This is a genomic window from Priestia sp. SRI_019 (genome assembly GCF_057586255.1).
Genome location: NZ_JBYCZN010000002.1, coordinates 545,855 through 568,201, shown reverse-complemented (window position 1 = coordinate 568,201; position 22,347 = coordinate 545,855). Strand labels below are relative to the sequence as shown.

Genomic DNA, 22,347 nt, shown 5'->3' with positions numbered 1-22,347 from the left:
ATCTTTATGTCAAAAATGAAAAAAAACCAAAAAAATAATAATCTCGGAACTTTCCACGAAATACTCATCGTATGCTTCGTACAGAGTCTTTAAGAAACAACAAATAAGAGCTGTCGGTTTTCGACAGCTCTTATTTGTTGTTATTCAAAAATATAAGCTAATGCTTGAAGAGCCTGTTCTGGCGTTTCGACTACAACTTGCGCTTTGTTTGACAGTTCTTTAAGCGGGTGGTGCAGTTTTTCAGGGCGAACCAAAATTAGCGGTTTATCTAATGCGATGGCTGTCGCCGCATCCATTGCGCTGTTCCACTGCTTGTATTTTTCGCCAAATAAAGCAATAACCACATCAGATTTTTTAAGGAGCACCTGCGTACGTAAATTATTAATTTGAGAAGCAGCCTCATCTTTTAAGACAGCGTTAGGCTGTTTTCCTAAAATTTCTTCTCCAATGTTGTCGGAGCGGTCATGGTCTGTCATGGGACCGACAAAGGTAAGGGGAAGGTTTAATTGTTCTGCTTGGTTTTTAATTTCGTCTCGCCAGTTATCGTGAATTTGCCCGGCAAGGTATACGGTTAAGTTCATTATGTAGAAGTCCTCCTCTAACTAAGATTTGTTTTATTTTATCAAATGTAAGCGGATAATACGAATGATTTGAATGGGCTACTTTTCCAAAAATAAGGTTATAGTAGACAAATAGTTAAAAAAGAGAAACAATAGAAGGCGTATTGCTAATTAAAGAAAGGATGTACATGATGACAGAAACAGTGCTACAAGTAGATCATGTCAGTAAAGTAATTGGGAAGAAAACCATTTTGCATGATGTATCCTTATCGGTTGAGCGCGGTGAGATTTTCGGATTGCTTGGTCCGAACGGTTCTGGAAAAACAACGCTAATTCGTACCATCGTAGGACTCATTAAAGAAACAGAGGGAACGATTACCGTTAACGGCTTTCCTTTAAAGGAACAGTTTACATCAGCAATGAAATCAATTGGCGCGATTATTGAGAACCCTGAGTTTTATGATTATCTGACGGGCTATCAAAATTTAAAACACTTTGCGAATATGCATGAAGGAATCACATCAGAACGCTTGGATGAAGTGATTGCTTTAGTAAAGCTTGAAAACAGCATTCATGCAAAAGTGAAGACGTATTCTCTTGGGATGAGACAGCGTTTAGGAGTAGCTCAAGCTATTTTACATAAGCCTGCATTGCTTTTACTAGACGAACCAACAAATGGTCTAGACCCAGCGGGAATGAGAGAGTTTCGTACATATTTACAAACGCTTTGCAGGGAAGAAGGAATTTCAATCTTAATCGCGAGCCACTTATTAAAAGAAGTAGAAGCACTATGTGACCGCGTTGGTATCATTCAAGACGGTGAGTTAAAAGCCGTTCAAGATCTATCTCCAAATCGTCAAGATCAAGGAATGCACGTAGAATTTGAAGTGTCTGACGCGCAAAAAGCAGCGGATCTTTTATCACAAGAATTTGAAATAACGATGAGATCAGATATTATCGACGTGGCGATTGTAAAAGAGCAAATTCCAGCTGTAAATAGAAAATTAGTAGATAGCGGTATTTTAGTCTACCGAATTACACCTGTTTATGAGACGCTTGAAGATTCGTTTATGTCCGTTACGGAAGGAGAGCACCATGCTTAAGCTAATTCAAAATGAACATATGAAATGGTTTCACAAAAGAAGTACAAAAATCACGTTTATCACAATCGGCATTTTAACTCTTTGTATGGCTCTTTTAATAAAGAAAGTGTCAAACAGTGCAGGAACGGAAGACAACATTTTGAACTTCCTGTCATTTAGTTCAGGTATGCTCATTCTTGTTCAATTTTTCGCGCTTGCTGTTGGAGGGTCAATGGTTGCAAAAGAGTTTGAAGCAGGTACCATTAAGCTTCTGTTAATTCGTCCGGCTAGACGTTCAACGATTTTAGCATCGAAGTACATAACGCTCATTTTAATTAGCTTGTATTATTTGCTGAGCTATTTGCTTTTTTCGTTTGTATGGGGAGCATTGTTCTTTGGATTTGCCAGTCTAGAAGGAGATGCGCAGCTGCTTAAACATATTACGCTTACCTATGACAGCGCGTATATGGAAACGTTTATGATGATGACGTTTGCATTCATGCTGTCGTCTTTATTTAGAAACAGCGCGCTTGCTTCAAGTCTAGCTATTGTCGTAAGTATCGGGGCTAAAGCGGTAACTGCACTAGTATCAGAGCTAGGTTTATGGTGGGGTAAATTTCTATTATTTGCCAACACGGACTTTCTTCAGTATATGGACGGAATGAAGACGACGTTTGACAGCATGACAATTCCATTTTCAATTTTCATCTTGGTCGCGCATTTTGTCTTCTTTATGGGCGTGGCATGGGCAGCGTTTTTAAAACGTGACGTAGCTAACTGATGTGAGAATTTTCGCACTATACATTTTTCTAAAATAGCATTTGACAATTAAATAAAAAGAGATTACAGTAGTGAAAGACTATTTTTAAAACAACTATAAACTTCTTATCAAGAGAGACGGAGGGACTGGCCCTATGATGTCTCGGCAACTGGCTGTACGCAGTGCGGTGCCAAATCCAGCAGACGATGTTTCGTTTGGAAGATGAGAAGGGTAATCTTATGATACAAATAAGAGACCTCTTCTTATCAATAAGAAGAGGTCTTTTTTTATTACGTAAACAAGAGGTGTTAAGAATGGAACAACAAAAAGGAAACGGCTGGGCGCTGTTGCCGCTGGGCGTCTTTTTAGTCCTGTTTGTCGGATCAGGAATTATAACGGGAGATTTTTATAAGCTGCCTGTATTAGTAGCCATTATCATTGCAGCTATTGTAGCGCTGGCTATGAACCGCAAAGATTCACTTAATGTAAAAGTGGAACGTTTTGCTAAAGGAGCAGGGCATCCTGATATCATTATTATGGTGCTTATTTTTATTTTAGCAGGTGCTTTTTCTCAAGTTGCTAAAGGCATGGGAGCTGTTGATTCAACTGTAAACTTAGCTCTGTCTGTGCTTCCGCAAAGCTTAGTGGTAGTCGGAATCTTTGTTATTGGCGCATTCATTTCAATTTCGATGGGAACGTCAATGGGAACAATCGCTGCGCTAGGACCTATTGCTGTAGGAATCAGTGAGCAAGCGCATGTATCCATTACATTAGCAATTGCTGCCGTTGTTGGTGGTGCCATGTTTGGAGATAATTTATCCGTAATCTCTGATACGACCATTGCAGCAGTTCGTACGCAAAAAACAAATATGTCAGATAAATTAAAAGTAAACTTTTTTATTGTCCTTCCTGCAGCGATTGTTACGGTAATTTTATTGCTTGTAATGACGCTAGGCAATACGTCATCAGTAGAAATTAAAGATTTTAGCTGGTTTAAAATCTTGCCTTATGTCGGCGTACTCGTTGCTGCCATATTTGGTGCAAACGTATTAAGCATTTTAACCGGAGGAATTGTATTAGCCGGCGTGATTGGATTAGCTGACGGAAGCTACACGCTTTCTTCTCTTGCTAAAACTGTGACAGAAGGTATTGGCGGAATGTCAGAGTTAATTATTTTATCTCTGCTAATCGGCGGAATGGTTGAGCTTATTCGCTATAACGGCGGTATTCAGTTCTTATTGAATTTATTAACACGACGCATTCAAACAAAAAAAGGCGGCGAATTCAGCATCGCTGGACTGGTAAGTTTAACTAATTTAGCGACGGCTAATAACACGATTTCAATTATTACAGCAGGTCCGTTAGCAAAAGAAATCTCTGATAAATATTCAATTGATAATCGTAAATCAGCCAGTCTGCTTGACTTGTTTTCATGCAGCGTTCAAGGGCTTATCCCTTACGGCGCACAAATGCTTCTCGCAGCAGGATTTGCTAAAGTTTCACCGATTGAGATTATTCCATTTACATTCTACCCAATGTTAACAGCGGTTTGCGGGATCATTGCAATTGTAATTGGATTTCCTCGTTTAAATAAAAAGTCAAAGTCATCTAAAGAAGCTGCGTAATATCAAACCCTTAAAAAGAATGTTCTTTTTAAGGGTTTTTTACTGTTTAAAAAAATCAGTCGGCTTTTCATCATCTAACTCCTTCCAAAGCGTCTCGTTCTGTTTAAGTGCATAAGCCGCTCCTCCAATTTCAATTCCGCATAATAAAATGAATAATAAAATACCCATGAAATGGCCTCCTTACGTAAATGAATAAAAACACGATGGTAACGGGTTTAGCTTCTTGCTGTTTCACTTTATAATGAGAATAAAGTATGAAACGCGTTTCAGCGCAAGAGAAAAAGGTGAAAACATGACAAATATCCGAGATATCGCAAAAAAAGCTGGTGTATCTGTCTCGACCGTATCACGGGTGCTAAATCATCATCCGTATGTAAAAGAAGAAAAACGCCGGCTGGTAGAGCAGGTTATTCACGAACTTAATTATGAACAAAACATTAATGCCGTTCACTTATCAAAAGGGAAAACAAATATGATTGCCGTCGTCTTGCCTTTTATTAATCATCCGTATTTCAGCTTGCTTTTAGAAGGAGTCGCCTCTCAAGCGTTAGAAAAGCAGTATCAGCTTGTTATTTGTCAGACGAACTATGATGTAAAAAAAGAAGAAGAAGCGCTTCATATGCTGAAAACAAAGCAAGTTGATGGAGTGATTATTTGTTCTAGAGCAAGCAGCTGGAGCACGATTGAATATTATCAGCAGTACGGACCGATAGCCGTGTGCGAAAACGTACAGAATCGTTCTATTCGCTCCGTATACGTTGATCATTATGCAGCTTTTAAGCAGGCGCTCCTGTATTTAAAAGAAAAAGGATATACGGATATTGGCTACTGTATTGGAAGAATGACAGGTACAAATAGCCTGCAGCGGCAACAAGCATACAAAGAATATGTAGAAAGAATAAATCAGCCTTATCATCCGGAATGGGTTTTTCAAGGCTGTTTGAACGTGACAGATGGTGAAAAAGTGGTTGAAAAACTAGTGCAGATGAAAAATCGGCCTCAGGCGCTTTTAGTAACAAACGATCAAGTAGCTATCGGAATAAAAGCTCAGTGCGAACAAGCAGGTATTTCAGTTCCTGGTGAATTAGCTATCATTGGTTTTGATAATCATCCGCTTTCTTCTTATTTACAAATAACAACGATCGAACTTCCTCTTAAAGAAATGGGAGAAACGCTTTTTACATTAGTGGGAAGCAAGGCTCCTCAGAAAATTGAGCTCCCTTTTCGGTTTATTGAGCGTAAAAGCGTATGAATTCTTGATGATGCCATGAGTTGTTTTTACCGGATAAAATGAGCAAAAGCGGACATCATACGAGTAAAGAAAGAAGAAAAGGATGATGACCGTGGAGAAAAAAGAATATCAAGTGGGAGATCAAGTATTTGTTATTTACCGAAATCCTCATACGGCAAACGTTGCGAATATTAATCAGGCTGAAATTGTTGAACATCCTGAAAACAAAGGTGAAAAAGCGCTGTTTTTACATGAGTCTTATCATTTGTTAGCTGAAGATGATGCCGTGTATTCAACGTATGAAGAAGCTGAAAAAATGTATAATAAGATATTTGATTATGAACAATATGACTGATGCAGAGGCTAAGACAAAAATAGTGTAGTTAAAGGTGAACACGAACTATCTATCAAAAATGGATGAATAGTTCGTGTTTTTTTATGATCATGGTGAGCGGAAGTTTCATGTATGTAGGTGTTTCTAGTGGTTGATTGGATAGCAAGGCGGAGACTCCTGCGGGATAAGCGGAATAGATGAGACCCCGCAGGAGCGTAAGCGACGAGGAGGCTCATCAGCCGCCCGCGGAAAGCGAAGCCTTGCACGGAAATCAATAGCGATGGAACAAGCAGTTCGGCTCATGTATCCCTATTGTTCGTTTTTAGATTGGGTTCATTTCAGTATGTTCCCATCTCTTTTTGTGTGAAAAATAATTAATTACCAAGGATAGAGTCTTTTTATTTTTCAAACGCTATTAGTATTAGAAAAAAGGAAGTGTACATGATGATAAAACCTTTTGTACCTCAATTAGTATATATTGAGCCAGGGGCAATGGAGTATCCGCTTGGTGTTCAATTAAAAGAAAAATTTGAGAAGATGGGAATTGAGATTCGTCAAACAACTTCTCATAATCAAGTGCGTAATATACCGGGAAAAAATGATTTGCAAAAATACCGCAATGCCAAGTCGACTTTAGTAGTTGGCGTGCGTAAAACATTGAAATTTGATACATCTAAACCGTCAGCTGAATATGCAATACCGTTTGCAACAGGGTGTATGGGGCACTGTCACTATTGTTATTTGCAGACAACAATGGGAAGCAAACCATATATTCGCACGTACGTGAATGTTGAAGAAATATTAGGTCAAGCAGAGCAATATATGCAGGAAAGAGCCCCTCAAATAACGCGATTTGAAGCGGCTTGTACATCTGATATCGTAGGAATTGACCATTTAACACATTCATTAAAGCGCGCGATTGAATATTTTGGGGAAAGTGAACTAGGTCAACTGCGCTTTGTAACTAAATTTCATCACGTGGATCATTTATTGGATGCTAAACATAATGGTCGCACGCGCTTTCGCTTTAGCATAAATGCAGATTATGTTATAAAAAACTTTGAACCTGGTACATCTCCTCTTGATTACCGGATTGAAGCTGCTAATAAAGTTGCAAAAGCTGGATATCCACTTGGCTTTATTGTGGCGCCTATTTACATTCATGAAGGTTGGCAAGAGGGATACCGTCAGTTATTTGAAAAGCTAGATGCCTCTATACCTGAGGAATCAAGAGACGATATTACGTTTGAAATGATTCAACATCGTTTTACCAAGCCGGCCAAGCGGGTAATTGAGAAAAATTATCCAAAAACAAAGCTTGAGATGAATGAAGAGGAGCGCCGCTACAAATGGGGGCGTTACGGAATTGGAAAGTATGTATACGCAAAAGATGAAGAACAAGAATTAAGAGAAACATTAGAATATTACATTGATCAGTATTTTCCAAATGCAAAAATCGAATATTTTACGTAATTATTCTACAGTAATTGAAAAGTTATTCTGACGCCTTAGTCAAAATAACTTTTCAATTTTTAATGTAAAAAAATAAATTGCTTGCTAATAAGTTGAAAAAAAGAGGTTATTTTTATCTCTTGTCGTATTACATACAAAAGGGAGGTGACTGAGATGTTAAAGAATGAAGAGTTTGCGCTAACAAAAGAATTAACAAACGAACAGCAAGAAGCTGCACGGAATTTTATTCAAGTGTTGTTCCAAGAAGATTTATCTGAATTTTGGAACATATTATGTGATATCGATAAGTCTCGTATTTACGGCTTGTATGAAGCAAATCATTATTATGATTCTGATGTTGAACTGCATGGGTTTGTACAAGAAATAAGAGATAATGTAAGAGCTGTTTATGCGCCTCTTCAAGGGCAAGGGGGGATTTCGACGAAGGTTCGATATACAAGCGAAGGAAAGATGTATGTATACATATTAGGCAGTGGCGAAAACCCTAAGGTATATCCTGTTGGATTAATGCCTGAAACATATATCGAACAAGAACGTTTTTCTCAGCGGCTTCAAATTAGCATTTATAACGACGAGTTTCGAAACGTTGCCCTATAAACTATATATATGGAAAAAGAAAGAATAATAAAATTAATTTGTTAAAATAGCAATATTTGGGGTATGTAATAGGTATAACATTAAAAAGGGGTGAAAGAAATGCATTATTATCGTATTTCAGAGGGAGACCATGAAGAGTATTGTGAAACGATTCTGCTTCATGAAAAGAAGTTTTGCAAAGAAACATTTCAATCTATGGTGCGAGAAGCAATGAATAATAAGCCCGGTAAAATTGACCGTGTGGATATTGTTAAATATTTAATTGGTCACCATAGCTTTCAAGTAGCCCACATCGAAGCGGGATTTCATAGTACATACAGCGAGAAAGTGACATAAAAAATGTAGCACATCCTATACAACGAACTTTTCTTTTGAAAAGGGCGCTGTATTTTTTTTTGCTTAAAGTAGAATGTTTCTAAGGTATATCCCTTTTAATGGTATAATAGTTAAGTTCTGTTAGATATACATATAAACATCACAAATACTTTAAAGGGAAAGGGTGAGAGAAAATGGAAAAAGAAAGAATAGAAGAACTTGAACGAAAAATAAGCAGTTTAGAAGAAGACGTAGCCAGGCTAAAGTCGCTCGTATATAAAACAAATTCTCCAAGACCAAAAGCAGTTCACGCTCCTCCCAAGCAGCGTGAGGAGACGACTAAACGTCCTGCTCAACCAGCAGCTAAAAGCTCACAGGCAATAGAAGAACCCGTTGATTGGGAAAAAGTCCTTTTTCAAACATGGCTGCCGAGAATTTTTATTTTTGTATTTATTATTGGCGTGCTATGGGGATTTAAAGCAGCCTCTGACTATGGGTTAATGAATGAAAAAGCAAAAGTTGTTCTCGGTTTCGTTGTTTCAATAGGTTTTGCTGTGACAGGTCATTTCCAAATTAAAAAGGGCAGGTTGGTGCTCGGGCAAGTACTTGTAGGAGGAGCTATTCCTATTCTCATGTTAACGACGTTTGCGATGCATAGCCTGTATCATTTAGCGGGACCAACGCTTGCTTTTATACTAAATGCGAGCTGGATTATCCTAGGGATTATCGCGACAGTCTTTTATCGTTCACAGGCATTAGGGATTATTAGCGCGGTTGGAGGCGTACTAGTTCCTTTTCTTATTGAAAGTAATTCGCCTAATGCGCTCGTTTTCATTGGCTATGAAACGCTTCTGTATATTGCCTTTTTATATGTGGCAGTCAAACAAAAATATTCAATTTTATATGTTCTTTCCGCGGTACTATTAAATCTTACGCTACTCATTTATTACTCGTTTGTTGGTGATAATGGTGTAAAAGAGTTATTAGGTATGGCGATTCTTATTCAGCATTTATGCTTAATTTCAAGTTTTTTTCTATCACAATCCGTACTCCAAGTATATGCGTTTACCCTTTTATCGAGTTTAGCAGTTACGTACGGCTGGCTGCTCGCCGTTTTTGACGATGGCACGACCACAATGGTGCTGCTTGCGCTAGTCATTATTTACGCATTAGGTGTTTACGCAGTAAGAAGTTCTAAAGAGAAATTTGAATTTTTTATTACCTATTTAATTGTTGCAGTAGCGTTTTTTATTCATCAGCTCGTCGATTTAAGAGAAGGAGTTATTTTATATGTGATTCAAGGACTGGCTGTTTACTATATCGCCATGACGTATAAAAATCTACTTCATCAACTATTTTCTTATACGATTTATATACTGAGCGCAACGTATATCTTAGTTACACCAATCGAACGAGTGCTGTCTCTTCCGACATTAAATTGGCTTGTTGTGTTAGCTTCTATTCCAGTATTTATATGGATCAGCGTTCAAAAAACAGAACAAGATGAGCACGATATGTTCAAAATTGGAGGAAGTATTGTTTTTTCTATTCTTTCTTTAATTTTTGCTACGGAAGTGACGGTCGCTGGCACCAATCATCTTTCCACTAATCCGCAAACGCTTATTATGACGGCCGTTTGGTTAGGGATGTCCATTGCAGCATTTGTAATAGGATCACTTAAAACGTTTAAAACAGCAACGTATATCGGCGTGGGCATTTTGTTCTTAACACTTTTTAAACTCATTTTATACGATTTACCTTTTATCCCAATGGCTATACGAGCCTTGTTATTTATCGTCTTAGGAGCTATCGGTTTAATTATCTCGCGACTATTTTATAAAAAGAAGTAGCTCGAAGCTGAAGAGAAATTCTTCAGCTTTCTTTATTATAATGTGATTATGTAAACTTAATCTTGAAGTCGTACAAAAGGTATACAATCATGTATAATGGAACAAGTGAATTGGAGGTATACATAAAATGAAATCACTTGTATTAGCAGAAAAGCCAAGTGTAGCACGTGATCTTGCGCGCGTACTTGGCAGCACACAAACAAAAAAAGGGTATATTGAAGGACCAAAGTATGTCGTAACATGGGCACTCGGTCATTTAGTTGAATTACAAACACCAGAGGATTATGATAACCAATATAAAACATGGCGATTGGAAGATCTGCCAATCATGCCTGAAAAAATGAAATTAAAAGTAATTCGTAAAGTGAGCTCTCAGTTTCGCACAGTATCCGATCTAGCAAAAAGAAAGGATATTGGCGAGTTAATTATTGCGACTGATGCAGGGCGTGAAGGAGAGCTTGTAGCACGCTGGATTATGGAAAAGATACGCTGGAACAAGCCGTTTAAACGCCTTTGGATTTCGTCTCAAACGGATAAAGCAATTCGTGACGGATTTAAACAGTTAAAACCAGGAAAAGAGTTTAATCGCTTGTACGACTCAGCCGTTTGCCGTTCAGAAGCCGATTGGCTTATCGGTTTAAACGTAACGAGAGCGTTAACGACTAAATACGAAGAACCATTGTCGGCAGGAAGGGTACAAACACCGACGCTTGCGATGATAATTGAGCGTGAACAAGTAATTAACACATTCAAACCTAGTGAATATTGGACGCTTACAGCGCAGTTTTCATCTTTTGAAGCGGCTTGGCAAAAGGGCAATGAAAAGCGCATTTTTGATGAAAAACGCGCAAAAGAGCTGCACTCAAAATTATCAGGTGAGGCAGTTGTAAAAACAATTAAACGCAAAATGCATAAAGAAGCGCAGCCGCTTCCTTATGACTTAAACGAACTGCAGCGAGATGCTAACAAACGCTTTAACTTCTCTGCTAAGAAGACATTGAATGTACTTCAAAAGTTATATGAACAGCATAAGTTAGTCACGTATCCACGTACAGATTCCCGTTATTTAACAACAGATATGGTTTCTACTATGAAAGAGCGTTTGGAAAGCATCTCTGCTGTATATAAAGAAGAGGTTCGTCCAATTTTAAGAAATGCACAGTTGCCAAAGCGAGTGGTTAATAACGAAAAAGTAAGTGATCACCACGCTATTATCGTAACGGATCAGCCTGTATTTCTCCAGGACTTATCAGCTGATGAACGAAAGCTGTATGACTTAATTGCAAAGCGATTTATTTCATTATTTTATCCTGCATATGAGTATGAAGTGGTTAAAGCAGAGCTTGAAGTAAATGGGGAACAGTTAGTAGCAAGCGGAAAGCAAGTCGTGAATGCAGGTTTCAAAAAAGTTTCTGGTGGAGACTCAGAAGCAACGGTGAAGCTGCCTGATATGGAAGAAGGCAGCAAGCTGCTCATTCAAGATGTAACGATGAAAAGTGCATTTACAGAGCCGCCGCAGCGCTATACAGAAGCGGATCTTCTTGGACAAATGGAAAAACATAATTTAGGTACCCCGGCAACACGTGCAGATATTATTGAAAAACTTCTGCAAAATGAATCCATTGATCGCCAAAACAATCGTCTGCACGCAACCAAAAAAGGGAAGCAGCTGATTGACCTAGTAGCAGATGAGTTAAAGTCGCCTGAGCTTACAGCTAAGTGGGAACGTGACTTAGAAGCAATTGCTAAAGGAAAAGGAAATGCAAAAGAGTTCTTAACAAATATTCGCGAACAAACAGAAAAGCTAGTTAAGCAAGTAAAAACGAGTAATCAAACGTACAAACCTCATAATTTAACGGGTTCTAAATGTCCGGAATGCGGTTCTTTCTTGAAAGAAAAGAAAACAAAGCAAGGAAGAGTGCTCGTTTGTTCAAGCCTTGAGTGCAGTTATAGACGCGCAAAAGACCCTAAACTATCGAATCGACGCTGTCCGCAGTGTCACAAGCGAATGGAAATTCACTCAGGAAAAGCGGGTACGTACTTCCAATGCCGTTCATGTCAAGTAGTGGAGAAAGCTGAGGACAAAAAGAAAAAGATTTCAAAACGAGAAGAACGAAAGCTTCTTAACAAATACAATGATGATGGAGCATTTGGTTCAAGTTTGGGTGATGCTTTAAAACAAGCTCTTCAAGATAAAAAAGATAACTAACGTCGAAAAGTGCGATACCATGGTATCGCACTTTTTTCGTATAATATGGAGTAAGTGATGAGTAAGTAAGGTGGAGTGGAATATGGATCGTTTGATTTTGTTCTTTATAGTAGGAGTGATGGTACTAATCATTTTAGCGGTGACTCTTTTATCCGTCTTATTTTTTTGGATGGAGAGTGCATTGGATAGTGAATTTCTACGTAAAAAAACAAGCTGATGAAATTTTTCATCAGCAGCGCATCAGCAAGAAAAGCGCATCATATCAAGCTTCAACGCTATTTAAAGAACCCTGTAACATATTTTTTTAAAAAAGTATGTGATTTTTTTCACATATCTCTTGAAAAAGAACAAACAAGTTTGTATAATAAGAATTGTAAAAGATATGTGAAACATTTCACAATATATGTGAAAAGCTTCACAATATTATATTTTCTATAATCCTAAGGGGGATATCATCTATGAAAATTGCAGTAGTAGGGTGTACACATGCAGGAACGGCAGCAGTAAAAAATATGGCAGAACTTTATCCAGAAGCTAAAATTACAGTTTATGAGCGAAATGATAATGTTTCATTTTTGTCTTGTGGAATCGCGCTCTATGTAGGCGGGGTCGTAAAAGATGCAAATGGCTTATTTTACTCTTCACCGTCTGAATTGCAAGAGATGGGTGTAAATATGAAAATGAAACATGAAGTTACGAATATTGATACAGAAGACAAAAAAATAGCTGTACGAAATTTAGAAACCAACGAAGAATTTGAAGATACATTTGATAAACTAGTGATGACAACTGGATCATGGCCGATTATTCCAAACCTTGAAGGCATCGATTTAAATAATGTTGTGCTTTGTAAAAACTATCAGCATGCTAATCACATTATTGAAAAAGCGAAGCAAGCGAAGAAAATAGCCGTGATTGGTGCGGGTTATATTGGTGCAGAATTAGTAGAAGCATTCGAAGTGTATGGAAAAGAAGTGACGTTTATTGATAGTGCTGATCGCATTTTAAATAAATATCTTGATCCAGAATTTACGAATCTAATGGAAACTGAGTTTGAAAATCGAGGAGTTAAATTAGCATTAAACCAAGCGGTTACGAAATTTGTAGGCAGTGAGGGATCTGTTGAAAAAGTAGTGACAACTGAAGGCGAATACGAAGCGGATCTTGTTATTCTGTGTGTTGGCTTCCGTCCAAATACAGACTTAGTAAAAGGACAAGTAGACATGCTTCCAAACGGCGCAATTGTGGTTGATGAATATATGCAAACAAGCAAAAAAGATATATTTGCTGCCGGAGATAGCTGTGCCATTTACTACAATCCGATTAAGAAACATGCCTATATTCCGCTTGCTACCAATGCAGTTAGAATGGGAACATTAGTAGCTCAAAACCTTGTTAAGCCAACGATTAAGTATATGGGAACACAAGGAACGTCAGGCTTGCATATTTATGATTACAATGTTGCATCTACCGGCATAACTGAAACAGCAGCTTCTCTTTTTGATATGAATGTGAAAAGTATCACAATATCAGAGAATAACCGACCTGAATTCATGCCAACGTACGAAAATATTACGTTAAAAGTAGTATATGAAGAAGAAACAAGACGAATTGTAGGTGCACAGGTTATTTCTAAAATTGATGCTACTCAAGCAATCAATACATTGTCTGTATGTGTACAGCAGGAAATGACGATTGATGAGCTTGGCTTTATGGACTTTTTCTTTCAGCCGCATTTTAATAAGCCTTGGCATTTCTTAAACCAAGCAGGACTTCAAGCGCTTCAAGCATAAAAAAGCAGGTGACTACCTGCTTTTTTATGTGGATTTTATTATCTTTTTTATTTTAGCAGGTCTAAAGCGGATCCAGCCTATAGTAAGGAGAATAAAAGGATAAAAAGCTCCTACGAAAAAACTATAGGGAATCCACGTTTCGGCTAACCATGTTTTTTGATAGATAATAGTTGGATAAACGATAATAGAAAAAGTTGTAACGATTAACCCCATCGGTAACGTTAGAAATCGAGTTTCGTTAACGTTAAAAATGTGGCAAAGCCCAGCGATAGAAGCATGAAAATAGAGAGAAACTTTAAAGAAAAGAGTAAGAAACCATATAATAGCAATAATTACTTCAATTCCTTGCAAAAAATTCCCCAGTTCAATTCGCTTAGCCATTTCGTATACAGGAAACATGGTAGTTGAAGAATGATAAGAGCCAATAACCATTATACAAAAGAGAATGATCGCTACCATAATAAATCCACCTAACAGACTTCCGCTCATTAAAGCTTTAGCACCTTTTTCAGGTTTTCTTAAATGAAGAGGAAATACCATCATTAAAGGAGCAAAAGTAAAATAAGTGATGCTAAGAAAGGTGAAAACTGAATGAGTCAGCGGCTTTAAGTGAATATCTAATAAAGGCATAAGGTTTTCTACTTTCATTTGAGGAGTCAGTGAGAAGATGAAAATTCCGAGAAGGCCAATAAACCAAGGGAAAAATATTTCACAGCAGCGTGCGATGGTTTCTAGTCCGAGTCTTGCGCCGAACACAACCACAAGCATAAAAATAATGTGAATAGCAATCAGCGGAGTTTCCATCATAATATGTGTATTTAAAAAACTCCCCACGTAGTATACAATGCGGCTGCATGTTATGACAGTAGACGTGACAAATAAACAAGATACACCTTTTCCTAGATATTTTCCAAACACTGCTTCATTGATTTCTATCAGATTTTTATCTTTAAATAAAAGTCCTAGAGCTATATATACTTTCACTAATACAAATCCGCATACTGCTCCAAGGATAGCTGGAATCCAAGCGGTTTGTTTAGAATCTACAGTCATAGCTGCTGGAGCAATAACAATTGTGCTTCCAATTGTATAAAGCATAACGAGCATGCAAAATTGAATCGTTGAAATTTTAACTACAGGTTTCACTGTATTCACTTCCTCGTCTTAACGTCTTAAGATAATAAATGAAGTAAAAATATGCTGATTGGCTTGAAGATAGCAGCTGATAAATCAGAAGGATTTGGAACATTTAAACCAAGTGCTTTACAGATGCTTACGACCATTCCGATTGCAAGAACTGTATAGAATAGCCACAGTTCTTTCTTTGCTTTTTTTTGCCGTAGTTTAGGTACTTCAAACCAAATGACGAGCGTGCAAACAATAAGCAACCCCAATACCCCTAGCATACACTAGCTCCTATACATGAATAATTAATGTTATATTTTCCTGAAAAATAATTACTTATACTGAAGGTGCATTCTTTATTAAAGGTTTGTGAGTTTTTATCCATTGCTAGAACGCCGCTTTTTATTTTGAATAAACCCTGCAATTAAAAGGAAAAGTGGATATAAGATGCCTACAAGTAAGCTGTAGGGAATCCACGTTTTTGTATCCCAATCCTTTTGATAAGAAACGTTTGGATACACAATAAGGGAAAGGGTAATCATAATGAGCGCGACTGGAAAAGAAAATAGCTTGTAGTCCTTTATATGAAATACATTGGCAAACCCCAAAAGAGTAGCGTAAAAGTAAATGCAAAGTTTAAAAAAGAGAGTAATAAACCACAAAATAGCAATGACTACTTCAATTCCTTGAAGAAAGTTTCCTACATCAATTCTTCTTCCTAATTCATAGCTTGGAAACATGGTGATTTGGGAGTAATAAGGACCAAGTACTAGAATTCCGAGTAAGATTAACGTAACCATCACTAGTCCACCGGCTATATTACCTATATAAAAGGATTGAGTGGCCTTTTTCGTGTCTGGTGTATGGGAAGGAAAAATCATAAGCAGAATAGTGTAAGTCAAAGAACTCATGCTTAAAAACGTTAAAACAGCCCGAATAAAAGCTTTTGGATGGATTTCGAACACAGGCTGAATATGCTCTATTTTAATTTGAGGGATCATAGACAAAATGAGAAGTCCGAATAATCCGACAAACCAAGGAAATAAAATCTCGGCACTTCGTGCAATAACTTCTATTCCTAGGCGTACTCCTACGATGACCACACCCATAAATGCAATGTGAATGGCTGTAAGCGGCGTGTAGGGAAGAATTTGTGTAGTGAGAAAATTCCCTACATAGTAAAGAACTTGACTGCTGATAAATAAATTGGATAACACAAAAACAGCAGAAACAATCTTTCCAAATAGTTTGCCTAAAATTTTTTCGTTCATTTCCATCAGCGTAAGCGTTGGAAACATTTTTCCTAGTGAGGTAAAAAGCAAAACTAAGCCAATGCCTGATGCTACACCGAAGAGTGCGGCAATCCAGGCATCTTGATGAGCATCAGCTGTAATAGCGGCAGGTACAACAATAATGGTGCTTCCGATGCTATACAAAGTTACTAATTTGCGAAACTGCGCAGCTGAAATATTGATTTCATTAAGCAAAATGAGCACATCCTTTTGCCATATACACTAATTAAGTGATCCAACGGAATAATAAGTGACTTAAAGGTCGAAACATTCCTTCTACCCAATCAGAAGGGTTCGGTAGAGGCAGCCGAAAGATTTTTGCAAGAGCTATTATGATACTGACTGTCATGAACACAATAAAAATGTTCCGTTCCTTTTTATGGGAGTGTTGAGGTAATCTTTTTATTTCCATCCATATAATCCCTGCACAAATGATCAAAAAGGAAAGAAACAAGTGCATGCAGTCAACCCCAATACATTTTTTCGTTCAGATAAGCTATTCGTATGATGTCCGCTAAAGAAAGTGATTATACATTTCTGTAAAATATAGAAAATATTTCAGGAGACAGAAGATATTTTCTAGGGCTCTTAAATGATTGAGGGATTTGTTATGAGGAATATTCACTTAGCCTTAACCTATTGAAGCATCGTATGAATAAGTAGAAAAATGCCACACTAAAGAGTGAACAAATGGAAAGGAGCACTATGATGAAAAAATACCCATATAATAAAGATAAACAACAATCGTTTCAAGCAGCGCAGCAGGGGCATAAAGAAGCAGTAGATGCATATGAACAAGCAAATGAAGCTAAAAATGATGCATCGTACGGCCATGAAGCGAAGCAAGCGATAGGTGAAGTGAATGAAGCCTCTCAGCAAATTGAGAATGCGCTTGAAAATGCTTCTGAAACACAGCGTCAGCGTTTAACAGAGTTTCAGCAAGATATAAAAGATATGGAGAACGACCTTAATCAATAAAAGAGCCGCTGTTTTACTTAGGCAGGTTCACAATAGAGAGTATAAATTGTAAAAGCAGAAGATAATCAACTTCTGCTTTTTTTATTGGTAGTATGAACGTAGGTTTCATCTATATAATTGCTTCTAGCTATTGTTTGGAGGGAAAGGCGAAGACTGGCACGGAAATCAACAGTGGTGTAATAAATAATCCATCATTCCATTCTTATTTTAAAAGGTATAGAAGTTAAAAAAGTAAGAATCCTAATAAAAACAGAAGAATAAGAATGGGAAGGGATTGTGACAGGAAACATGCTAATAAATATACTAATAATGATTGTCGTATTGTACTTCATATATGTATTCGTAACTGCAGTGGTACTGTTTTATGTCCCTTTGCACAAGGGAAAAGACTTAAAAGTAATGAATACTGAGAATTTTTACGGGAAGAAAGAATCCACAGACCGAGTTATGCTTTTAGAAAATGGTTATTTTTCAGGACTTGTTCGGATGCAGATGATTCAAGAAGCGAGGCATACAATCGATATTGCGTACTTTTCCATCGGTAAAGGTCGTTCTTCGGATTTACTTATGGGCGCTTTATTCGAAGCTGCGGATCGAGGTATACGTATTCGAGTGCTGTTAGACGGGATCTCTCATGGGTTAAAAGGCAAGAGAAAAAATGTTCTGTATGCTCTAGCTTTCCACAATAATATTGAATTAAAGTACTATGAGCCCTTTATTATTTTTAAACCTTGGACATGGCATAATCGTCTTCACGATAAAATAATAGTAGTCGATGGCCAATTAGGTATTAGTGGAGGACGAAACATTGGAGATAAATACTTGGCCAGTCAACCAAATAAAAATTTTGTCTATGACCGTGATGTGCTGATTTATAACACAAAGCAAGAAAGTCATAGTGCCATTCTCTCGATGGAGAAGTATGTAGAGAAATTATGGACTCATCCGTATACACGCAAAGCTTTTCCAAAGCTCAACAAAACTAAACAATTTCGCGGTCTTTCAGGAAAAAAATTGTTGATAGATCAATACGAAGAGGCCAAAAAAGCAAACGAACCTTTTGTTCATCCTTATATTGTATGGAGAGAATCAACGATACCTACAAGAAAAGTTTCTTTTATTACAAATCCTATCCAAAGAATGAATAAAAGTCCTTTTATATGGAAAACATTTATTAAGCTTTCCCAACAAGCTGAAAAATCCATTGTTGTTCAAAGTCCTTATATCGTACCAACAAAAGAGATGGAACAGTATATAGATAAGCGAGTGAAACCAAAAGTGCAAAGAATTATTTTAACTAATTCGATTACATCCACGCCAAATGCGATGGCTTTTTCTGCATACTTGGGAGTAAAGAATCGCGTTATAAAAGCTGGTTCGAAGCTTTATGAATATCAAAAGCCTTATTCAATTCACGGGAAATCTGTTGTTTATGATCAGCGTTTAAGTGCAGTTGGTTCTTTTAACTTAGATTCACGATCTGCATTTTTAAACACTGAATCCATGGTTATGATAGATAGTGAAGAATTTGCAGCCGAGTTAACAGGGGCTATTGAAACTAAAATTTCTCACAGTATGCTTGTGGGGAATGAGGGAGAACCTGTGAATGTTAATACGGATTCTCAAAAAAACGTGCCTCCTGTAAAATCTGCACTCCTACATATTCTTTCGGTCTTTACAAGATTTTGGAGACATTTTGTATAGTACTTTGTTACAGCAGAGTCTCTAAAAACAAATAGGGGAGATTAAAGAGGACTGCAGCTGGTGAAGGTAATGTGTAAAAAGCTGTGATATGCCTCACAGTTTTTTGAAAACCGCTAGTACTAGTTATGATTCATCAAAAGATCTATTGACGAAATTCCATATATTTTTTATTATGATATAGCGTCGTTAATAAACGAGGTTCTTTTGAAGAAATCATTTCTAGGGGCATAGTTTAAAGGTAGAACTACGGTCTCCAAAACCGTCAGTGTGGGTTCGATTCCTACTGCCCCTGCCACTTTGGAGTTAGCTTTTAATTCACACGCGGGTGTGGCGGAATTGGCAGACGCGCTAGACTTAGGATCTAGTGTCTTATGACGTGGGGGTTCAAGTCCCTTCACCTGCATCTTTACTTTCATATATGCGCGGAAGTAGTTCAGTGGTAGAACACCACCTTGCCAAGGTGGGGGTCGCGATTTCGAACTTCGTCTTCCGCTTCTTTTCAAAAGCAGTTTGCATGTGCAAACTGCTTTTTTGTTGTAGAAATAAAGAGTTTTATTATGCTGTTTGTAATCAGAAATATTTTATTAAAGCAGTACTGCTTATACGTGTTGCTTTCGTGAATACACACACAATATTGGGGTTACATTAAAAGCTAATGAACGATACGTGAAGACATCTAATATGGTTTTTAAGATAGGGGAGAGTCCTATGGAATCTAGTTGGTTTTCGATTATACCGTTTTTAATTGTTATTCCCATAGCTATTTTCACGAAACAAGTGCTGCCAGGGTTGTTTTTAGGCTTATTAGTAGGCGCTTATTTAATTGATCATTCGATTATCGGAGGTGTTGAAAAGCTACTTCACTATGTTGTACAAGCTCTTAGAAATAAAAGTAATATAGAAATCGTCGTCTTTTTATACGCGTTTTCAGGGCTTATCGGAATGATTAAGATGGCTGGAGGAGTTAAAGGTTTTGTAGAAACAGCTGCTGAAAGAATTGATACAAGAAAAAAAGCCCTTATTTTAACCTATGTTTCAACCATTGGAACATTCAGTGCTCCCACATTTCGTTTTGTTACAATCGCGCCCATCATGAGAGCGCTGCTGAAAAAAGTGAAAATGACGACAGCAGAGCTAGGGTTTGTTATTGAAACAACTGCTACTCCTGTTATCGTCTTAATTCCCGTGGCAACGGCATTTGTAGGATACATGGTATCCATCATTCAAATGGCGATTGATCATCAAGGCATAAAACAAGACGCTTATTCTTTGTTCATTCAAAGCATTCCTTATAATTTCTTTTCGATTGTGATTATTTTAGTAGGGATTTATTTAAGCTTTTTTCATCATTCAACATCTACAGCTCCTATGAAGCTCAAGAAAGAAGACGAAAAAGATTGGCATGATTGTCATCCTTGCGTATCGAAGGATTTGCCTTCTAAGCCTTGGAATCTGTTAGTGCCTTTACTTATTGTGATTTCACTCACCTTACTTTTAACATGGTGGAGTGGACATCGTAAGAGTCACACCTTTTTTGAAGCATTTATTAAAGCAGACGTGCTAGAAGCGATGGTAGTAGCTTTAATTATGACTACGTTAATTACCCTCATTTTTTTCTTATTTCAGCGCTTTACATTACAGAATTTGCTTAATGGGTTTATCACAGGAGGGAATGACTTAATGTCAGTTATTTTGCTGTTATCGGTAGTATGGGGGTTATCCGCTGTTACAGAAGACTTGGGTTTTTCGAATTTCGTGACCGCACATTCTAAGTGGATTCCTCAAATGTTTGTCACTCCTTTTATGTTTGTGTTTGGAGCTGCTATTTCTTACTTTATCGGGTCTGCTTGGGGGACGTGGGGGATTTTAATGCCGCTTGGCGTATCGCTTGCGAGTTCTGCAGATCTTTCTTTGCCATTAATTATCGGTGCGGTGTTTGCAAGCGGTTCATTTGGAGCGTTTTCTTCGCCTTTAAGCGACGATACGAATACCATCGCCAAAATATTAGATTTATCTGTTATTGAATATGCCAAGTATAAATTAAAGCCAGCTTTAATTGCAGCTGGAATAACAGTTGCTTTTTATCTCGTTGTATCTTTCTTGTTTTAGATGAGGGAAATAGCCATCTAGTATCAATTTTTCATTTTTTTCAGCTTAAAGTATGCATACAGTCCTAATGATACGCACACTAGCACGATGCAAGTAAGCGGAAATAAGATGGTATTAACAAAATGATCATAAAACCATATATACACAAACATCACCTCGATAATTTTAACGCTATTTTTTCTATTTATTAGAGATATACTATCTTTGCTGCTTCTTCCTATTTTTCAAAAAGGCGATAATCAAAAGCAGTATAGGTATGATAGAAAATAGCGGCATATGTAAAAGAAATCTCGCTACGTGCAACCCTTCATAAAGGTGTTCTTGAAAATTACTAGCGATTGTAATCGACAAAAATAACACAATGATACCTAAAGGATACGCTAGACGGGAAGGAGATTTAATTTTAAATAAAGTAGCTGTACTTATTATAGAAGCATAAAACAAGATGCTAACTTTAAAATAAATCCCAATAACCATAGCGAACATAAAAAATACATCTAGACGCTCTAAAAAATCAGCTACTTGGATCGTTTGGACAGTACTCAGAAGAGGAAACTGTGATCTTGTGGTTAGATCAACTCCAAGCACGCTAATGTTAATGATCATCGTAATAATTAGATTAATTCCGCTTAATCCCGTTGCACATAGCATAGTGACACTCGCTTTTTTTGGGTTGCTCAAGTAAGGAAGAAGCATGGTAAATACAATAGCTTCTGTGAAAGGAAAATATAGCGTTTCGGTTAAAGCAATTTTCGCAACGGGGAGTACTCCTTCTTTTAATACCGGCTGTAAGTTCTTAAAATCAATTAGCCCTGAGCTAATAATTAAGATGAAGCCTGCAACAGCCAGAAAATACATAAAAATAAACAGAAGCTCTCCTGATCTCGCTATCGCTTCAATTCCTTTTCGGGTTATATAGATAATGACCAGCATTAATAAGGCATTGGCAATAAATAAAGGCGTATCGGGATAAGCAAAAGTAAGAAGCATCTCTCCGAAATCTCTTAGAACTCGTGATGCATCGTATAAAAAATAAACGATATATACGAATGCAAGAAGCGTTCCCAGTGTCTTACCTAAAATTTTCTGCATATACTCTGTAGGCAGGAGGTCCGGATAGTAGGAATAGAGCTTGTGATAAACTAAAAAGAAAAAAAAGCTGCACAGCATGCCAATTAAAATAGCTAGCCATGCATCTTGCTTCGCTCTCATTGCAAGAGGAACTAATAGAGCGCTTCCCAGTTCGAATAACACCATGAGAATAAATAATTGAGTGGCGCTGATTTTTGCTTTTTCCATATAGCCAGAAC

The 22,347-nt window shown here is 37.4% G+C and carries 22 protein-coding genes, 3 tRNA genes and 1 riboswitch; of the genes, 19 read left to right on the top strand and 6 right to left on the bottom strand.

The genetic code is table 11. The features are described 5' to 3' along the window. Positions 1 to 140: 140 nt before the first annotated feature. Positions 141 to 581 carry a YtoQ family protein gene (locus tag AC2YJL_RS13190; protein ID WP_025752263.1) on the bottom strand — a complete coding sequence of 147 codons (441 nt, stop codon included), beginning with the start codon at positions 579 to 581 and terminating at the stop codon, positions 141 to 143. Between the two features lie 170 nt (positions 582 to 751). On the opposite strand from AC2YJL_RS13190, the gene AC2YJL_RS13185 reads away from it, so the two are divergent. The 3 genes from AC2YJL_RS13185 to AC2YJL_RS13175 all read left to right on the top strand — a co-directional run bounded on the left by AC2YJL_RS13185 (position 752) and on the right by AC2YJL_RS13175 (position 4,027). Continuing rightward, the gene (locus AC2YJL_RS13185) at positions 752 to 1,663 is read left to right on the top strand and encodes an ABC transporter ATP-binding protein (protein WP_369360925.1); all 912 of its coding nucleotides are present in this window, start codon (positions 752 to 754) and stop codon (positions 1,661 to 1,663) included. Then, positions 1,656 to 2,423, top strand: a complete 768-nt coding sequence (locus AC2YJL_RS13180; RefSeq protein ID WP_369360544.1) for an ABC transporter permease — start codon at positions 1,656 to 1,658, stop codon at positions 2,421 to 2,423. Before AC2YJL_RS13185 ends, AC2YJL_RS13180 begins: the two co-directional genes overlap by 8 nt. 101 nt (positions 2,424 to 2,524) lie before the next feature. Continuing rightward, positions 2,525 to 2,631, top strand: a riboswitch (SAM riboswitch). Positions 2,632 to 2,716: 85 nt separating this feature from the next. Next, positions 2,717 to 4,027 carry a Na+/H+ antiporter NhaC family protein gene (locus tag AC2YJL_RS13175; RefSeq protein WP_016764004.1) on the top strand — a complete coding sequence of 437 codons (1,311 nt, stop codon included), beginning with the start codon at positions 2,717 to 2,719 and terminating at the stop codon, positions 4,025 to 4,027. 39 nt (positions 4,028 to 4,066) lie between these two features. Here the strand turns inward: AC2YJL_RS13175 and AC2YJL_RS13170 are convergent, their stop codons facing one another. After that, positions 4,067 to 4,195 (bottom strand): hypothetical protein, encoded by a 129-nt coding sequence (locus tag AC2YJL_RS13170; protein WP_013083044.1) that lies wholly within the window; start codon positions 4,193 to 4,195, stop codon positions 4,067 to 4,069. Between the two features lie 124 nt (positions 4,196 to 4,319). Here AC2YJL_RS13170 and AC2YJL_RS13165 point away from each other — a divergent pair, with 124 nt between their 5' ends. The 10 genes from AC2YJL_RS13165 to AC2YJL_RS13120 all read left to right on the top strand — a co-directional run bounded on the left by AC2YJL_RS13165 (position 4,320) and on the right by AC2YJL_RS13120 (position 13,829). Next, positions 4,320 to 5,279: a LacI family DNA-binding transcriptional regulator gene (locus AC2YJL_RS13165; protein WP_251568043.1), complete on the top strand. Its 960-nt coding sequence runs from the start codon at positions 4,320 to 4,322 to the stop codon at positions 5,277 to 5,279. 82 nt (positions 5,280 to 5,361) lie between these two features. Then, positions 5,362 to 5,613 carry a transcriptional regulator SplA domain-containing protein gene (locus AC2YJL_RS13160; protein ID WP_195694080.1) on the top strand — a complete coding sequence of 84 codons (252 nt, stop codon included), beginning with the start codon at positions 5,362 to 5,364 and terminating at the stop codon, positions 5,611 to 5,613. A gap of 163 nt (positions 5,614 to 5,776) precedes the next feature. After that, positions 5,777 to 5,959: a hypothetical protein gene (locus tag AC2YJL_RS13155; RefSeq protein ID WP_230932820.1), complete on the top strand. Its 183-nt coding sequence runs from the start codon at positions 5,777 to 5,779 to the stop codon at positions 5,957 to 5,959. Positions 5,960 to 6,036: 77 nt separating this feature from the next. Then, complete coding sequence (gene splB / locus AC2YJL_RS13150; RefSeq protein WP_025752275.1) at positions 6,037 to 7,065, top strand: spore photoproduct lyase; 1,029 nt, start codon at positions 6,037 to 6,039, stop codon at positions 7,063 to 7,065. Positions 7,066 to 7,218: 153 nt separating this feature from the next. Further along, a complete protein-coding gene (locus AC2YJL_RS13145; RefSeq protein WP_025752277.1) occupies positions 7,219 to 7,662 on the top strand; it encodes a hypothetical protein in 444 nt (147 codons plus the stop codon). Between the two features lie 99 nt (positions 7,663 to 7,761). Next, positions 7,762 to 7,998: a hypothetical protein gene (locus AC2YJL_RS13140; protein ID WP_013056931.1), complete on the top strand. Its 237-nt coding sequence runs from the start codon at positions 7,762 to 7,764 to the stop codon at positions 7,996 to 7,998. 173 nt (positions 7,999 to 8,171) lie between these two features. After that, positions 8,172 to 9,827 carry a DUF2339 domain-containing protein gene (locus AC2YJL_RS13135; protein ID WP_230932564.1) on the top strand — a complete coding sequence of 552 codons (1,656 nt, stop codon included), beginning with the start codon at positions 8,172 to 8,174 and terminating at the stop codon, positions 9,825 to 9,827. A gap of 127 nt (positions 9,828 to 9,954) precedes the next feature. After that, positions 9,955 to 12,036, top strand: a complete 2,082-nt coding sequence (locus AC2YJL_RS13130; protein ID WP_251568044.1) for a DNA topoisomerase III — start codon at positions 9,955 to 9,957, stop codon at positions 12,034 to 12,036. A gap of 82 nt (positions 12,037 to 12,118) precedes the next feature. After that, on the top strand, positions 12,119 to 12,253 hold the full coding sequence (locus AC2YJL_RS13125) for a hypothetical protein (protein ID WP_269067589.1): 135 nt from the start codon (positions 12,119 to 12,121) through the stop codon (positions 12,251 to 12,253). Positions 12,254 to 12,494: 241 nt separating this feature from the next. After that, positions 12,495 to 13,829, top strand: coding sequence for an FAD-dependent oxidoreductase (locus tag AC2YJL_RS13120; protein WP_121945042.1), 1,335 nt, complete (start codon positions 12,495 to 12,497; stop codon positions 13,827 to 13,829). A gap of 24 nt (positions 13,830 to 13,853) precedes the next feature. Here AC2YJL_RS13120 and AC2YJL_RS13115 read toward each other — a convergent pair whose 3' ends face one another. The 3 genes from AC2YJL_RS13115 to AC2YJL_RS13105 all read right to left on the bottom strand — a co-directional run bounded on the left by AC2YJL_RS13115 (position 13,854) and on the right by AC2YJL_RS13105 (position 16,450). Further along, positions 13,854 to 14,975: a GerAB/ArcD/ProY family transporter gene (locus AC2YJL_RS13115; protein WP_251568045.1), complete on the bottom strand. Its 1,122-nt coding sequence runs from the start codon at positions 14,973 to 14,975 to the stop codon at positions 13,854 to 13,856. Positions 14,976 to 15,001: 26 nt separating this feature from the next. Then, complete coding sequence (locus tag AC2YJL_RS13110; protein ID WP_028408627.1) at positions 15,002 to 15,235, bottom strand: hypothetical protein; 234 nt, start codon at positions 15,233 to 15,235, stop codon at positions 15,002 to 15,004. Between the two features lie 96 nt (positions 15,236 to 15,331). Next, the gene (locus tag AC2YJL_RS13105; RefSeq protein ID WP_230932567.1) at positions 15,332 to 16,450 is read right to left on the bottom strand and encodes a GerAB/ArcD/ProY family transporter; all 1,119 of its coding nucleotides are present in this window, start codon (positions 16,448 to 16,450) and stop codon (positions 15,332 to 15,334) included. 504 nt (positions 16,451 to 16,954) lie between these two features. On the opposite strand from AC2YJL_RS13105, the gene AC2YJL_RS13100 reads away from it, so the two are divergent. The 6 genes from AC2YJL_RS13100 to AC2YJL_RS13075 all read left to right on the top strand — a co-directional run bounded on the left by AC2YJL_RS13100 (position 16,955) and on the right by AC2YJL_RS13075 (position 21,037). Beyond that, complete coding sequence (locus AC2YJL_RS13100) at positions 16,955 to 17,224, top strand: hypothetical protein (RefSeq protein WP_013083053.1); 270 nt, start codon at positions 16,955 to 16,957, stop codon at positions 17,222 to 17,224. A 309-nt stretch (positions 17,225 to 17,533) separates the two neighbouring features. After that, the gene (locus tag AC2YJL_RS13095) at positions 17,534 to 18,928 is read left to right on the top strand and encodes a phospholipase D-like domain-containing protein (RefSeq protein WP_372586376.1); all 1,395 of its coding nucleotides are present in this window, start codon (positions 17,534 to 17,536) and stop codon (positions 18,926 to 18,928) included. Positions 18,929 to 19,149: 221 nt separating this feature from the next. Then, a tRNA-Trp gene (locus AC2YJL_RS13090) sits at positions 19,150 to 19,223 on the top strand. A gap of 26 nt (positions 19,224 to 19,249) precedes the next feature. Then, a tRNA-Leu gene (locus AC2YJL_RS13085) sits at positions 19,250 to 19,331 on the top strand. A gap of 19 nt (positions 19,332 to 19,350) precedes the next feature. Beyond that, a tRNA-Gly gene (locus AC2YJL_RS13080) sits at positions 19,351 to 19,422 on the top strand. A 214-nt stretch (positions 19,423 to 19,636) separates the two neighbouring features. Further along, positions 19,637 to 21,037 carry a Na+/H+ antiporter NhaC family protein gene (locus tag AC2YJL_RS13075; RefSeq protein ID WP_251568049.1) on the top strand — a complete coding sequence of 467 codons (1,401 nt, stop codon included), beginning with the start codon at positions 19,637 to 19,639 and terminating at the stop codon, positions 21,035 to 21,037. A gap of 198 nt (positions 21,038 to 21,235) precedes the next feature. Here the strand turns inward: AC2YJL_RS13075 and AC2YJL_RS13070 are convergent, their stop codons facing one another. Continuing rightward, the gene (locus AC2YJL_RS13070) at positions 21,236 to 22,336 is read right to left on the bottom strand and encodes a GerAB/ArcD/ProY family transporter (protein ID WP_251568051.1); all 1,101 of its coding nucleotides are present in this window, start codon (positions 22,334 to 22,336) and stop codon (positions 21,236 to 21,238) included. Positions 22,337 to 22,347 lie beyond the last annotated feature (11 nt).